This is a genomic window from Streptomyces sp. NPDC026500 (assembly GCF_055567635.1).
Window position 1 is genome coordinate 139,936 of sequence record NZ_JBVHQB010000022.1, and the last position, 14,075, is coordinate 154,010.

General features: G+C 71.0%; 9 protein-coding genes and 1 tRNA gene. 6 read left to right on the plus strand and 4 right to left on the minus strand.

From position 1 onward, the window contains the following. Positions 1-10 precede the first annotated feature (10 nt). Positions 11-84 (plus strand) — tRNA-Pro (locus tag ACZ4N5_RS32955). Between the two features lie 98 nt (positions 85-182). Here ACZ4N5_RS32955 and ACZ4N5_RS32960 read toward each other — a convergent pair. Further along, a complete protein-coding gene (locus ACZ4N5_RS32960; RefSeq protein WP_467760683.1) occupies positions 183-2,330 on the minus strand; it encodes a SpoIIE family protein phosphatase in 2,148 nt (715 codons plus the stop codon). Between the two features lie 261 nt (positions 2,331-2,591). Here ACZ4N5_RS32960 and ACZ4N5_RS32965 point away from each other — a divergent pair, with 261 nt between their 5' ends. From ACZ4N5_RS32965 to ACZ4N5_RS32985, 5 genes are all read left to right on the plus strand, one after another. Next, complete coding sequence (locus ACZ4N5_RS32965; RefSeq protein ID WP_467760684.1) at positions 2,592-4,409, plus strand: ABC transporter ATP-binding protein; 1,818 nt, start codon at positions 2,592-2,594, stop codon at positions 4,407-4,409. Positions 4,410-4,773: 364 nt separating this feature from the next. Then, the gene (locus tag ACZ4N5_RS32970; protein ID WP_467760717.1) at positions 4,774-6,357 is read left to right on the plus strand and encodes an APC family permease; all 1,584 of its coding nucleotides are present in this window, start codon (positions 4,774-4,776) and stop codon (positions 6,355-6,357) included. Positions 6,358-6,416: 59 nt separating this feature from the next. Next, on the plus strand, positions 6,417-7,646 hold the full coding sequence (locus ACZ4N5_RS32975) for an arginine deiminase (protein ID WP_467760685.1): 1,230 nt from the start codon (positions 6,417-6,419) through the stop codon (positions 7,644-7,646). Positions 7,647-7,669: 23 nt separating this feature from the next. Beyond that, a complete protein-coding gene (gene argF, locus ACZ4N5_RS32980; RefSeq protein WP_467760686.1) occupies positions 7,670-8,671 on the plus strand; it encodes an ornithine carbamoyltransferase in 1,002 nt (333 codons plus the stop codon). A 3-nt stretch (positions 8,672-8,674) separates the two neighbouring features. Then, positions 8,675-9,598: a carbamate kinase gene (locus tag ACZ4N5_RS32985; protein WP_467760687.1), complete on the plus strand. Its 924-nt coding sequence runs from the start codon at positions 8,675-8,677 to the stop codon at positions 9,596-9,598. 51 nt (positions 9,599-9,649) lie between these two features. On the opposite strand, the gene ACZ4N5_RS32990 is transcribed toward ACZ4N5_RS32985, so the two are convergent. From ACZ4N5_RS32990 to ACZ4N5_RS33000, 3 genes are all read right to left on the minus strand, one after another. Continuing rightward, entirely contained in the window at positions 9,650-11,383 is a 1,734-nt protein-coding gene (locus ACZ4N5_RS32990) for a GAF domain-containing sensor histidine kinase (protein ID WP_467760688.1), read from the minus strand. A gap of 139 nt (positions 11,384-11,522) precedes the next feature. Continuing rightward, entirely contained in the window at positions 11,523-13,094 is a 1,572-nt protein-coding gene (locus tag ACZ4N5_RS32995) for an oleate hydratase (protein WP_467760689.1), read from the minus strand. Next, positions 13,094-13,555: a hypothetical protein gene (locus ACZ4N5_RS33000; RefSeq protein WP_467760690.1), complete on the minus strand. Its 462-nt coding sequence runs from the start codon at positions 13,553-13,555 to the stop codon at positions 13,094-13,096. Before ACZ4N5_RS33000 ends, ACZ4N5_RS32995 begins: the two co-directional genes overlap by 1 nt. Positions 13,556-14,075: the final 520 nt, after the last annotated feature.

Consider the following 14,075-nt stretch of genomic DNA (forward strand, 5'->3'; position numbering starts at 1 on the left):
AGACGGGCATCGGGACGTGGCGCAGCTTGGTAGCGCACTTGACTGGGGGTCAAGGGGTCGCAGGTTCAAATCCTGTCGTCCCGACTGGAGTCTTCTCTGAAGTCGCAGGTCCGAGGCCGTCCTCTCGTTTCACGAGAGGACGGCCTTCGGCGTCTTCCGGGCCTGCCCCGGACCCGCACGTCTCACGGTGTCCCCGCTCCGACGGGTGCCTGCCTCTCCGGCACCGACGGCGGAGGTGACGGGACGAGGTCCTGTTCGGCCCAGATCGCCTTGCCCCGGCTGACGCCCCGGACGCCCCAGCGGCGGGTGAGCTGTGCGGTGATGAAGAGCCCGCGCCCGTGCTCGTCCGTGTCCAGGGCCCGGCGCAGATGCGGGGCGGTGCTGCTGTCGTCGGCCACCTCACAGGTGAGGGTGTCGCCGAGGATCAGCCGCAGCCGGATCGGTCCCTTGGCGTACCGGACGGCGTTGGTCACCAGCTCGCTGACGATGAGCGCGGTGTTGTCGACGAGATCGGCTTCGATGTCCCACTGGGCCAGTTGGGTGGTCGCGGCCTTGCGTGCCATGGAGACGATCGCGGGGTTGTTGGGAAAGGTCCAGGTGTTGGTCCGGTCGGGGCCGAGCGCGCGGGTGCGGGCCAGGAGCAGGAAGGCGTCGTGGTCGAGCCGGTCGGGAACCAGATCGAGGGCGAGCGAGTCGCACAGCTCCTGAAGGGAGGGGCCGGGCGCGGCCTCGCCGATCCGGCTCGGCAGCGACCGCTCCATGACCGTGGGATCGGCCAGGAGCGCGGTGTTGTAGAGCACCAGGGTGCTGCCCGCGGGCAGGGCACGTTCGGTCGACCGGTACTGGGCGATGCCCTGCCCCAGCGGGGGGCCCGGGTCGACGTCGAGTGCTTCGACGTCACCGCCCGGGTGTACCAGGACGGGTGCCGGGTGTCCCGCGCTCGCCGCCGTGCAGAGCCGGGTGACCGGGTCGTAGACGACGTAGAGGCAGCTCGCCGGGGCGGTGTCGGCCGGGAGGCCGGGCGTGCCGGGCGGGACCGGCTGGGGGCGGCTGGCGAGGTCGTGCAGGCGTTCCAGGATCTCGTCGGGCGGCAGGTCGAGGTCGGACAGCGCCTCGATCGCGGCCCGCAGTTCGCCCATGGCCGCGGGGTCGGCGGCGCCCGCTTCCGCGGCCGTGTCCCCGGCGACGAGCGCGATCCTGGCGCCGGACAGGGGGATGACGTCGAACCAGGCGCCGCCCGTCCCGGCGGGCAGGTAGGTGTGGGCGAGGTCGACCGCGGCGGCTGCGGGCGTTGCCGGATGAGTGAGGCGGCCGGTGAGGATGCGGGCCGTGGAGCGTTCGCGTCCGTACTGGCGGGCGTTGTCCAGACAGAGGGCGGCGTGGGTGGTGAGCTGCTCCGCCAGGGCCAGGTCCTTGTCGTCGAACGGGGTCGGATTGCGCCATCGGTAGAAGCAGGCGAGCCCGAGCACCAGGCCCCGGGCCCGGATGGGGACGAGCAGCATCGAGTGCACCCCGGCCGCCAGGATCCGGGCGTCACGTCGCCGGTCCGGGTCGAGCCAGGTGGCGTCCGGATTCAGCCTGCTGATCAGCCGGGGCGCCAGGGTGTCCAGGGCGGCTCGGTGGGGCGTGGCGGGCGGGTAGGTGGTCACCTCGCCCATGTTGGGCACGCCCTCGAAGTCGGGACCGGCCGCGGAGCGGAATCCCGCGCGCCGCAGGGCTGCCCCCTGGTCGCGGGACTCCGGAGTTGGCGCGTGGCCGCGTATGACGGAGTCGTAGACGTCGACGGTCACGGTGTCGGCAAGACGGGGGACGGCGAGGTCGCTGAACTCAGCGGCGGTGCGGAACACGTCCAGAGTGGTGCCGACCCGGGTGGCCGCCTCGTTCAGCAGGCGCAGACCGGCCTCGGCCCGTACACGGGCGGTGACGTCGGTCAGCGCGGCGGCGACCCCGAGCACGGTTCCGTCGGCGCGCTGGAGCCGGAGAACGGTGGCCGAGGCGACCGCCTCGACGGCGGGCTCGCGTCTGCTGCGGAGCCGGACGAGCAGGTCGAACACGGGGCTGCCGGACTCCAGCACCCGCCGGGCGGTCCGCTCGATGACACCGCGGTCGGAGATGTCGAGGGTCTGGAGTATCTCGGACAGGGAGCGCCCGACCATGTGGTCGATCGGGAAGTCACGCATCATGCGCGCGGCGGTGTTCACCCGTACGAGTCGCAGGTGCCGGTCGTAGACGTGCAGGCCCGCCGGAGAGCGGGAGAACAGCGCGTCCAGGAGCGCCTCCCCCAAATCCTCGCCCGCCGAGTCGGCTTTCGAACCGTATCCATCGGTCACGACGGAACACCTCGATGAGTCGGCAACGATCCGTCGGACCGATCCAACCTCCGCCGGCGGGCTCCTGCCACCGGAGCAAGGCCGCCTCCGCCGGGGCGAGGCCGTCGATGGCCGAGAAAAACGCTTGGACCGTGCGGCCGCCGCCACGGGACGATGTGACTTCTTTGCCTTCCCATGTCCGGACATCGATGCCTTGGGGAGCCGAGGCGACGCGAACCCCGGACGACGCGGTGGGCAGCCGTACGACGACACAGGGTTGTGATGGCATCTCCTGAATCGCGCAAGGCCTTACCGGGCAAGGGCTCGGTCCTCCTCGCACTTCGCTACTACGGAAGGGAGCTGCGCAGGCTCCGCCGACTGGCCGTGCCGGGCATGCTGCTGCCCGCGCTGGGCAACATCGGCATCAGCTACATCGCGCCGCTCGTCGTGGCGAAGCTCGTCGGCCGTATCGCGGGCGACGGCGGCGGTGTCTCCATCGGCGCCGCGCTGCCGTACGTCCTCGTCTTCGGCGGCGTCCTGCTGCTCGCGGAGGCCTTCTGGCGTCTCGGTCTGCACTGCCTGAACCGGCTGGACGCCTTCGGCATCGAGCAGTTGTACGTGGTCGGCATGGACGAGCTGTTCGCCAAGGACGCCTCGTTCTTCCACGACAACTTCGCCGGCTCCCTGACCAAGCGGGTGCTGAGCTTCGCCTCCCGCTACGAGGAATTCGTCGACACGATGACGTTCCAGGTCGTGGGCAGCCTCGTGCCGCTGGTCTTCGGGTCGGTCGTGCTGTGGCGCTACGAACCGCTGCTCGTCGTCGGACTCCTGACGATGATCGCCGTGACCGCGGTGTGCGTGGTGCCGCTCATCCGCCGCCGTCAGGCACTCGTCGACGAGCGCGAGGAGGCGATCGCCCGCGTCTCGGGCCATGTCGCCGACAGCCTGATGAACATGGACACCGTCCGGGCCTTCGCCGCCGAGGAGCGCGAGGCGGCCGAGCACCGCTCCCGGGTCGCGGTGTCGCGGCGGCTCACCCTCCAGTCGTGGGACTACGGCAACCTGCGCATCGACACGTTCGTCGCGCCGATGTCCGTCCTGACCAACGCGCTCGGCCTGCTGCTCGCGATCACGCTCGGCGGGGGCGAGCACGGCGTGGAGGCGGTCGTGGTCGCCTTCACCTACTACGCCAACGCGACCCGGATCATGTTCGAGTTCAACCAGATCTACCGCCGTCTGGAAAGCTCGATGACGGAGGCCGCCCAGTTCACCGAACTGCTGATGACGCCGCCGACCGTGCTCGACCCGGTCGCCCCCGAGCCGCTCCGGGCCGGTGGCGCCGATGTCCGCTTCGAACAGGTGACCTTCACCCATGGAGGCGCGAAGCCGCTCTTCACCGGGCTCGAACTGGCCGTGGCCAGCGGAGCGAAGATCGGTCTGGTCGGCCGGTCCGGCGGAGGCAAGACCACGCTCACCCGGCTGCTGCTGCGGATGACGGACATCGACGGCGGCCGCATCCTGATCGGAGGCCAGGACATCAGCAGGCTGCGCCAGGCGGACCTGCGCAGTCTGATCGCCTACGTGCCGCAGGACCCGGCGATGTTCCACCGGACGCTGCGGGACAACATCGCCTTCGCCCGTCCGGACGCCACCGAGGCGGAGATCCGGCGCGCGGCCGAGGCGGCGCACGTCACGGAGTTCGCCGACGCGCTGCCGGACGGTTTCGCCACCATGGTCGGAGAGCGCGGGATCAAGCTGTCCGGCGGCCAGCGCCAGCGGGTCGCCCTCGCCCGCGCGATCCTGCGCGACGCGCCGATCCTGCTGCTCGACGAGGCGACCAGCGCCCTCGACTCCGAGAGCGAGATCCTGGTCCAGGAGGCGCTGTGGCGGCTCATGGAGAGGCGCACGGCGCTCGTGGTGGCGCACCGGCTGAGTACGGTCGCCACCATGGACCGGCTCGTCGTCCTCGACCGCGGAAAGATCGTCGAGCAGGGCACCCACCAGGAACTGCTCGCTTCGGACGGCGCCTACGCGAAGCTGTGGCGCCACCAGTCGGGCGGCTTCATCGACGACAGTCCCGCCCCGGCCGACCAGCACTGAACGCGGGCCCACCCGGCCGGGCCCGTCGGCCTCGGGGCGCGCCCCCGTCCCGCGCAACGGTCACGCGGACGGGAGCGTGCCGCGAGGCCGGACGGTGGGGCCGTCACGAAGAACCCGGTTCACCGGGAGGGCCGGTCGGCCGGCGGCCCAGGGACCAACGGTCCCGGTCGGGGACATGTGGCCACTCTTCACGGCCGACCGCAGGCAGAAAGATCCATCTCGGATCAACTGCTCTGTTGGAGAAGCCGGAAGAGGGAGTACAGCCATGCCCGCGACGACCAGGGGTCCCGTGCCGGACGGCACGGGACCGGAGCGCGCACCCGCCGTGAAGGCGGCGCTCGGACTTCCGGCGGCGACCGCGCTGGTGATCGGCAGCATCATCGGTACCGGAGTCTTCGCGCTGCCCTCGGCCCTGGCGCCCTACGGTCCGATCTCCCTGGTGGCGTTCGTCGTCGTGAGCGTCGGCGCGCTGGCTCTTGCGCTCACCTTCGGCGCGCTGTCCAAGCGCGTCCCCGGGAGCGGGGGGCCCTACGTCTACGCCCGCCAGGCCTTCGGGGAGTTCGCCGGATTCCTCAACGCCTGGTCCTACTGGATCACCGCGTGGGCCGGGAACGCCGCGATCGTGGTGGCCTGGGTCGGCTACGTCGAGGTCTTCGTCAACACCGGGCACCGCGTCTGGGCCTCGGTCCTCATCGCCCTGGTGGGCCTGTGGATCCCCGCGGCGATCAACCTCTCCGGCGCCAAGAACACCGGCACCTTCCAAGTGGTCACCACCGTCCTCAAGTTCATCCCGCTCGTCTTCATGGCCACCGTCGGTCTCGTCTTCATCGACCCGGACAACTTCGGCGCCTTCAACACCAGCGGACAGTCGGCGTCGGGTGCGATCTCGGCCGCCGCCGCCATCGCCCTGTTCAGCTACATCGGCCTCGAAGCCGCGTCCGTGGTCGCCGGGCGGGTCCGTGAACCGGGGCGCAACGTCCCGCGCGCCACCGTGTACGGGACCGTCGCCTGCGCCGTCATCTACATCCTGGGCACCCTCGCGGTCTTCGGCACCGTCTCCCACGGCCGACTCGGCTCCTCCACCGCGCCGTTCACCGACGCGGCGAACAACATCTTCGGCGGCACCTGGGCGGGCGACGCCGTCGCCGTGGCCGCCATCGTCTCGGGCATCGGCGCCCTCAACGGCTGGACCCTGATCTGCGCCGAGATGCCGTACGCGGCCGCTCGTGACGGACTCTTCCCGGGAGCCTTCGCGAAGCTGCGCGGACGCGGTGGCGTCCCGGTCTTCGGCATCGTCGCCTCGACCGTCCTCGCCTCTCTCATCACGGTGTTCAGCTACACGCGATTCGAGGACGTCTTCACCAAGATCGTGCTGCTGAGCGTGCTGACCGCCGTGATCCCGTACCTCTTCTCGGCCGCCGCCCAGCTGTACTGGCTCCTGGTCCGCGGCCGGGACACGCTGTCGGGCGGGCGTCTGGCACGCGACATCACGGTCTCGGCGCTCGCGATGGTCTTCTCGTACTGGTCGATCCAGGGCAGCGGCTACCAGACCGTCTACTACGGCCTGTTCGTGCTGCTGCTGGGACTGCCCGTCTACATCTGGCTCAAGCGCGACCGCGGTGAGTTCGGGGAGGAGGCAGGTGGCCCGAAGCCCGCCGGAATCCCGCACCCCGCCGACGCTCGGGAAGTCGGCCCGGCCGTCCCTTCGCCCGCTGCCTCTCCCGAGACCGGCCCCCTCGTCCCGCGGCCCGCCGTCTCTCCCGAGGCCGCCCCCGCCGTCCCGGCGCCCGCCGCCGCTCCCGAGGCCGCGGCCGTGCGGGAAGCCCCGGCCGCGTCCCCGGCCCGCACGCCGGAGGCCCCGGATCCGGCCCGGCACACCGTTCGTCACGGCGGGCCCGGTGCGGTCGTCGACTTCACGGAGATCGCCAGACACCAGCACCACGACTGAGCCGTCGCGTCACCCGCCCCGACCCCGCCTGCGCCCGACTCCCCTAGGAACCAGCTGACATGACCACATTCCACGTCGACTCCGAAGTGGGCCGACTGCGCCAGGTGATCCTGCACCGGCCCGGACTCGAACTCTCCCGACTGACACCGCGCAACGTCGACGCGCTGCTCTTCGACGACATCCTGTGGGCCAAGCGTGCCCGCGAGGAGCACGACGCCTTCGCCCAGGCGCTGCGGGACCAGGGGACGCGGGTCCACTACTTCGCGGAGCTGCTCGCCCAGAGCCTCGACCTGCCGGATGCCCGCACCTGGCTCCTGGACCGGGTCGTCACCCCGGCGAACGTGGGGCCCGCCCTGGTGGAGCCCCTACGGACGTTCTGCGCGAGCCTGGACGGCGAGACACTGGCCGGGTACCTGATCGGCGGTCTGCTCAAGGCCGACCTGCCGATCGCCGGCCCGCGCAGTCTCGTATGGAACGCGCTGGAACCCGACGACTTCGCGCTCGCCCCGCTGCCCAACCACCTCTTCCCACGCGACAATTCGTGCTGGATCTCCGACCGCCTCAGCGTGAACCCGATGGCCAAGCCGGCCCGGAGGAGGGAGAGCCTGCACGCCGCGGTGATCTACCGGTTCCACCCGATGTTCGCCGGGTCCGTCAAAGCGCCCCTCCTGGACGGGAGTTCGGCGCGGGACGGGCTCGCCAGCCTCGAAGGCGGTGACGTCCACGTCCTCGGCAACGGGGCCGTCATGGTCGGCATGGGGGAGCGAACCACCGCGATGGCCGTGGAATCCCTCGCGGGCCGACTCTTCGCGGACGGTACGGCCCGACGGCTGATAGCGGTCCAACTCCCCTCCAGCCGCGCCTTCATGCACCTGGACACCGTGCTCACCATGGTCGACCGCGACGCGTTCACCATCTACCCGGGGCTGGCCGACTTGCTCCGCTCCTGGACCCTCCTGCCCGGCGGCGAACGGGAGAGCGGGTTCGACGTCACGGCCAACTCCGACCTGGCGACCGCCCTGGCCGAGGCGCTCGACCTGGACAAGGTGCGCATGCTCTCCGCTCCGCAGGACGTACGCGCCGCCGAACGCGAACAGTGGGACGACGGCAGCAACTTCCTCGCCGTGGCGCCCGGTGTCGTCGTCGGCTACGAGCGCAACGTCACGACCAACACCTATCTGCGCAAGCAGGGCATCGAGGTGATCACCATCGCCGGCGGCGAACTCGGCCGTGGGCGGGGCGGACCCCGCTGCATGAGCTGCCCCATCGAACGCGACCCGGTCACCTGACCACAGCGAGGAGAACCCCCACCATGACCGTCGACCTGCGAGGCCGCTCCTACCTGAGCGAACTCGACTTCACCGCGGAAGAGATCCACCATCTGCTGGACCTCGCCGCGGACCTCAAGGCGACCAAGCGCGCCGGCACCGAACGCCCCCGCCTGACCGGCAGGAACCTCGCTCTGATCTTCGAGAAGACCTCCACCCGTACGCGCTGTGCCTTCGAGGTCGCGGCCGCCGACCAGGGGGCCGCCACCACCTACCTCGGTCCCAGCGACACGCATATGGGTGTCAAGGAGTCCGTGCGCGACACCGCTCAGGTCCTCGGCCGGATGTTCGACGGAATCGAGTACCGGGGCTCGGCGCAGGCCGTCGTCACCCAACTCGCCCAGCACTCCGGCGTTCCCGTCTTCAACGGTCTGACCGACACCGCGCACCCCACCCAGAGTCTGTGCGACGTGCTCACCATGCGCGAGCACTCCCACAAGCCACTGACCGACATCAGCTACTGCTACCTCGGCGACGCCCGCAACAACATGGGCAACTCACTGCTCTCCATGGGCGCCCTGCTCGGCATGGACGTACGGATCGCCGCGCCCCGAGCCCTCTGGCCCGAGGACACCCTGGTGGACACGTGCCGGGCGCTCGCCGAGCGCAGCGGCGCCCGCATCACCCTGACGGAGGACGTCGAAACGGCGGTCCAACAGGCCGACTTCCTGCACACCGACGTCTGGGTCTCCATGGGGGAACCCGCCGACACCTGGCGGGAGCGCGTCGAACTGCTCCTGCCCTACCAGGTCGACGCCAAGGCCCTCGCGGCCACCGGCAACCCGGACGTGCGGTTCATGCACTGTCTGCCCGCACTCCACGACCGCGGCACCCGCCTCGGCCGCGAACTGTTCGACACCTACGGCCTCGAAGGGCTCGAAGTCACCGACGAGGTCTTCGATTCACCCGCTTCCATCGTCTTCGACCAGGCGGAGAACCGGCTCCACACCATCAAGGCGGTACTCGTAGCCACCCTGGAGGACTGAACCATGCGTATCGTCGTCGCCCTCGGCGGCAACGCACTCCTGCATCGCGGCGAACGCCCCGACGCGGAGCAGCAGCGCGCCAACATCGACCGGGCGGTCACCTCTCTCGCGGCGCTCGCCCACGAGAACGAACTCGTCATCACCCATGGCAACGGGCCCCAGATCGGACTTCTCGCGGTCGAGAGCGCCGCCGATCCGGCGCTGAGCGCGCCCTACCCGCTGGACCTTCTCGGCGCCCAGACCCAGGGCATGATCGGCTCGATGCTGGCCCGCGCGCTGCGTGCCGCGCTGCCGGGGAGAGCGGTGGCCGCCCTGGTCACCCACACCGTGGTCCGGGCCGACGATCCGGCCTTCGACCGTCCGACGAAGTTCGTCGGACAGGTCTTCCCGCGGGAACTGGCCCAGTCGCTGGCCCGTGCCCGTGGCTGGCACGTCGCGGCGGACACCACGGGCTGGCGCCGCGTCGTGCCCTCGCCCGAGCCGGCCGGGATCGTCGAGACGGACACCGTCCGCGAGCTGCTGGCCGCCGGCACGCTGGTGATCTGCGCGGGCGGCGGGGGCGTCCCGGTCACCGCGGACCGGGACACCGGCGCGCTGACCGGGGTGGACGCCGTCATCGACAAGGACCTCACCGCCGTACTGCTCGCGGAGGAGCTGAAGGCGGACTTCCTGCTCATCCTCACCGACGTCCCGTACGTCTACACCGGCTACGGAACCCCCGGCCGGCGGCCCGTCCTTGACGCCACCCCCGCCGAACTCAGGCGCGGCGACTTTCCCGACGGTTCGATGCGGCCCAAGACCGAGGCGGCCGCGCGGTTCGTCGAGCGCACCGGGGGCCTCGCGGCGATCGGGGCCCTCGACAGCGCGTACGAGATCGTCCACGGGAAGGCCGGGACCCTGGTCAGGCCCGAACTGCCCATCGGCTAGCGGCACAAGCGGGCCTGGCCCGGCAACGGCCGCCGGGGGAGAGCCGGTGGCTCAGGCCGGGTCGGCGTGATGCAGCGGCACCGTCCACTCCAGGACGGTGCCGCCCGGCTCGTTGGGCGTCAGCACGCAGGTGCCGCCGAGGTGGTCGGCGCGGGTGCTGATGTTGCCGAGACCGCTGCGGCGGGTGACGTCGGAGCCGATGCCACGGCCGTTGTCCGCCACCCGCAGCCGCAGTGTGGTGGCGGTGGCCTCGGCGGTGACCTCCACGGCGGTGGCGTGTGCGTGCCGGGCCGCGTTGGACAGCGCCTCGCGCAGCACCGCGACCAGGTGTTCGCGCTGCTCGTCGGACACGTCGGTGTCCAGCAGGCCGCTCATCCGCAGGGCGGGGGCGAAGCCGAGTGTCTCGGACGCGCGGCCCACCTCCGTGACGAGCCGGGCGCGCAGACCGGTGGCGCCCGCCCGGTCGCTCTCCCGCAGCGCGTAGATCGTGGATCGTACGACCTTGATCGTGTCGTCGAGATCGTCCACCACCCGCTGGACGCGTTCGGCCACCTCGGGCCGGTCGGAGAGCCGGTTGAGCACCGACTGCAGGCTGAGCCCGCCGGCGAAGAGCCGCTGGATGGCCAGGTCGTGCAGGTCGCGCGCGATGCGGTCCCGGTCGTTGAGGACGAGCAACCGCTCCGCGTCGCGGCGGTGTTCGGCGATCTCCAGGGCGAGCGCGGCGTGACCGGCGAACCCGGCGATCATGTCGACGGTGGCGTCCGGGAACACGGTGCCGCCCTGCCGGTTCGCGACCTGGAGGACGCCGCGCACCCGCTCCTGGGTGCCCAGCGGAATCACGAACGCCGGGCCGAGTTCGAGAACCGACGCGCTGCCCGTCCCGGTGCGCGGGTCCTCGCTGAGGGACGCACTGACGATTCGCTCGCCGGAGGTGAACACCTTGGCCGCCAGACTCGTCCCGTCCGGCAGGGCCAGCCCCCGTACGAGTTCGGCGTCGCGTCCCTCGGCGGACTCGATGACCAGGTCCGTGGTGCCGGTCACCGGCAGAGCCAGGGTCACCAGATCCGCGTCGGACAGTTCGCGGACCGTCGCCGTGAACGCGTGCAGGACGTCGATCGGATCGGCGCCCGACAGCAGGGTGCGGGTCAGGTCGCTGCTCGCGGCCAGCCAGCGCTCACGGCGCCGGGCGTCGTCGTACAGCCGGGCGTTGTCGATGGCCACCCCGGCCGCCGCGCCGAGCGTGCGCAGCACGGCCTCGTCCTCGGCGTCGAACTCTGCCCCGCCGTGCTTCTCCGTGAGGTACAGATTCCCGAAGATCTTGTCGCGGACCTGTACCGGGGTGCCGAGGAACGTGGTCATCGGGGGATGACCGGGCGGGAAGCCGACGGAGTCCGGGTGTTGGTTCAGGACCGGGAGCCGCAGCGCGTGCGGCTCCCGGATGAGCAGCCCGAGGATGCCTTCTCCCCGGGGATAGTTCCCGATGCGCGCGATGGTCTCCTCGTCGATCCCCACCGTGATGAACTGCTTGATGCCGCCCTCGTCACCGAGGACGCCGAGCGCCCCGTAGCGGCAGTCGACGAGCTGAACCGCGGACTCCACTATCTGCCGCAGGACCACATCCAGGTCCAGGTCGCTGCCGATCGCGAGAACCGCTTCGAGAAGGGTGTGCACCCGGTTCTGGGTGCCTCGCACACGCTGCACCTGCTCCTGCAGGTCCTCCAGCAGGGCATCCAGCCGGAATTGCGGTGCCGAGGGCTCCTCGGGAAGGCTCGCGCACTGGTCCATTCGTGTTCCCCTCAATCGCCGCCCGTCGAAGCCATGATGCCCGACCGGCCGCGCCCGCAGTCGAGCACCTGTGCGGAACGCGGCGGACGGCTTCAGGACGGAAGGGAGGAAACACGCGAAGGTGAGCCGGGAGATGGTGCTACCGGGCGTGCAGGGTCTCCAGCGCTCTGGCGAGCACGTGGGGGTCATGGTGCCCCTTGTAGACCTCCGGCGGCCGTCCGGGGAGCCGAAGGAGCTCGGCCACCGCGGTCCAGGCGGTGCGCACGGAGTACTCGACCGTGAACACCACATCGTCGGGGACCTCGGCGAACTGGCCGATGAAGGCGAGGTTGACCGACCCCTCGGGCACTACCGCCGGCCGGTCGTCACGGCGGCGGACCAGGAACTGACTCGTGATGTACGGCATCACACACGGCACGACGGTGGACGTCTCCCGGACCCGGTCCGCCACGGACGCGTCGAACCGCAGATGGTGCAGGACCTCGTCGAGGATCTCCCGGCCGGAGCACTCGGTCATCGGCTTGCCGGTGAGGTTGCCCGGGCGGTCGGGGAACAGGCCGTAACCCCACCAGACCGAGACGCCCTCGGGCTGGTCGCGGTAGACGGGCTGACGGTTGGCGACGATCGTGAGCAGCCAGTTGGAGGCGGTGAACGTCATCAGACCGCCTCGTCCGGCGGGCCGGCCGCTGAACTTCTCCAGCGCTTCGAGGAACGCCGGGTCCCGGTCGGTGACGGTGAACGACTCCCAGCGGGACTCCTTCACGTTCTTGTCGAAGGCGGCGGGGTTGCCGAAGTCGTCGCGGCCCCGGGCCAGCCGGTTCCAGAGCAGCCACGCGTCGGAGCGGCGCGGCGGCGCGGGGGGTGGCCCGGTGTGCGAACCGAGGCTGGAGGCGTCCGTCATGGAGCCGTTGGTCACCAGGACCAGGTCCTCGGGGGTCACGTCGATCCGCTCGTCCCGGCCGTCGTGGCTCACCCGGATCTGCTCGACCGCGGTGCCGCGATGCCCCGGCGCGAGCCGCAGGTCGGTGACCCGCCACCCCGTCCGGACGATGACGTCCCGCTCGCGGAGCCAGGCCTCCAAGGGGCGCACGATCGAGTCGTACTGGTTGTACCGGGTCCGGTGGATGCCCGTCATGGACGAGAACTCGGGGAACAGGTGGAGGAAGCGCCGGAGGTAGCGGCGGAATTCGATCGCGCTGTGCCACGGCTGGAACGCGAACGTGGTGCACCACATGAACCAGAAGTTCGTCGTGAAGAAGTGTTCGCCGAAGCAGTCCGTGATCCGCATGCCGTCCAGATGCCCCTCGGGCGTGGCCAGGCAGCGGAGCAGGTCGATCCGGTCCCGTTCGGAGAACCCCATCGAGCGGGTGTCGACGATGTCTCCCTGTCCGTCGACGAGACGGGAGACGTCGTCCCAGGCGAACTCCTCGTGGCCGTCGAGAATCTCCCGTGTCACCGAGACCGAGGGGTCGTCGAGGGAGGGGACGGCGGACAACAGGTCGTACGTGCAACGGAATTCGGCCTCGAACATCCTGCCGCCGCGCATGGTGTAGCCGGCCTCCGGGGTGCCGCCCGCGTCCAGGCTGCCGCCGGTTCGCGGCTGTTCCTCGAAGATCTGGATGTCCGAGCCCTCGAACCCACCGTCCCGGATCAGGAAGGCCGCCGCCGCCAGAGCCGCGATCCCACCGCCCACGAGATACGCCTTCGGCATCACAGGGCTCCCTTTGCGTCGCCGGAGGCGCCCGTGCCGCCGTGTCCGGTGCCATCGAGTGCAGTGCCGTCATGGGTCGTCGGGGTGTGCGGGGCCGGGCCGCCCCCGCGCCAAGGCGGGGCCTCCTGGTGATGGGCCGAACATCCGGAGTGCGCGACCTGCTCGGTCCTGCGGCGCAGCCGGTCCTTGAGCTGGTCGACCACCTCTCGGCCGGTGGCCTCCTCGGCGAGGACGACCACCTCGTGGCCCCCGACCCGCAGTTCGGCCGCGGCCGACCAGGGGCGGTCCGCATGATGGACCGCCGATCTCGTGATCCGCACCTCGCCGGTGACGTCGGGCAGGCCGGGCCGTCCCACGACCGCGTCGATCTTCGCCCGCGCGTACGCCAGGGTCTCCTCGTCCACCTCGCCGTCGACGCGCAGCCGCACGTCGGGAGTCGTCCGGGTGTTGTCACTGGTCATGTGAATCCTTCCAAAGATGTGCGAGTGGGTCAGGAGGCTGTGGGGTGGTCGGCCTCGGTGAGGAGGAGGCCGGCGATCAGATCCGGGCACACCGTGCCTCGGGCCGCGGTAGTCCCGCGTTCGCTTCGGCGGCCGGGGCGCCAGGGATTACGCGGGGAAAGGGGATGGGAAGGGGGATCGGGGCCGCGGTCGGCCCCAGAGGCCGGTCCAACGGCGGTCGGGGCCCGGCCGGGCCGGGGCCGTTCGGTCCGCGGCGACGGCCGACCGTTCCTTCGCCGCAGCCGCCGCCGTCGTCCCGGCCGATCGGCCCTTCGTCGGTCGTGGCCCGTCGTCCCGGCCGATCGGTTCGTCGCCCCGGGTCGGCCGGTCATGCCGACCGTTCGACCTTGCCGTTCTTGCTCTTCTTGCTCTTCTTGCCGTCCGTGCCGTCCGTGCCGTCCGTGCCGTCCGTGCCGTCCGTGCCGTCCGTGCCGTCCGTGCCGTCCGTGCCGTCCGTGCCGTCCGTGCCGTCCGTGCCGTC

What these genes read in the sequence shown, in the direction of transcription:
- ACZ4N5_RS32990 (WP_467760688.1), bottom strand. Translation starts at nt 11,383, where the DNA reads ATGGACCAGTGCGCGAGCCTTCCCGAGGAGCCCTCGGCACCGCAATTC.
- ACZ4N5_RS32995 (WP_467760689.1), bottom strand. Translation starts at nt 13,094, where the DNA reads ATGCCGAAGGCGTATCTCGTGGGCGGTGGGATCGCGGCTCTGGCGGCG.
- ACZ4N5_RS32985 (WP_467760687.1), top strand. Translation starts at nt 8,675, where the DNA reads ATGCGTATCGTCGTCGCCCTCGGCGGCAACGCACTCCTGCATCGCGGC.
- ACZ4N5_RS33000 (WP_467760690.1), bottom strand. Translation starts at nt 13,555, where the DNA reads ATGACCAGTGACAACACCCGGACGACTCCCGACGTGCGGCTGCGCGTC.
- ACZ4N5_RS32975 (WP_467760685.1), top strand. Translation starts at nt 6,417, where the DNA reads ATGACCACATTCCACGTCGACTCCGAAGTGGGCCGACTGCGCCAGGTG.
- ACZ4N5_RS32965 (WP_467760684.1), top strand. Translation starts at nt 2,592, where the DNA reads ATGGCATCTCCTGAATCGCGCAAGGCCTTACCGGGCAAGGGCTCGGTC.
- argF (WP_467760686.1), top strand. Translation starts at nt 7,670, where the DNA reads ATGACCGTCGACCTGCGAGGCCGCTCCTACCTGAGCGAACTCGACTTC.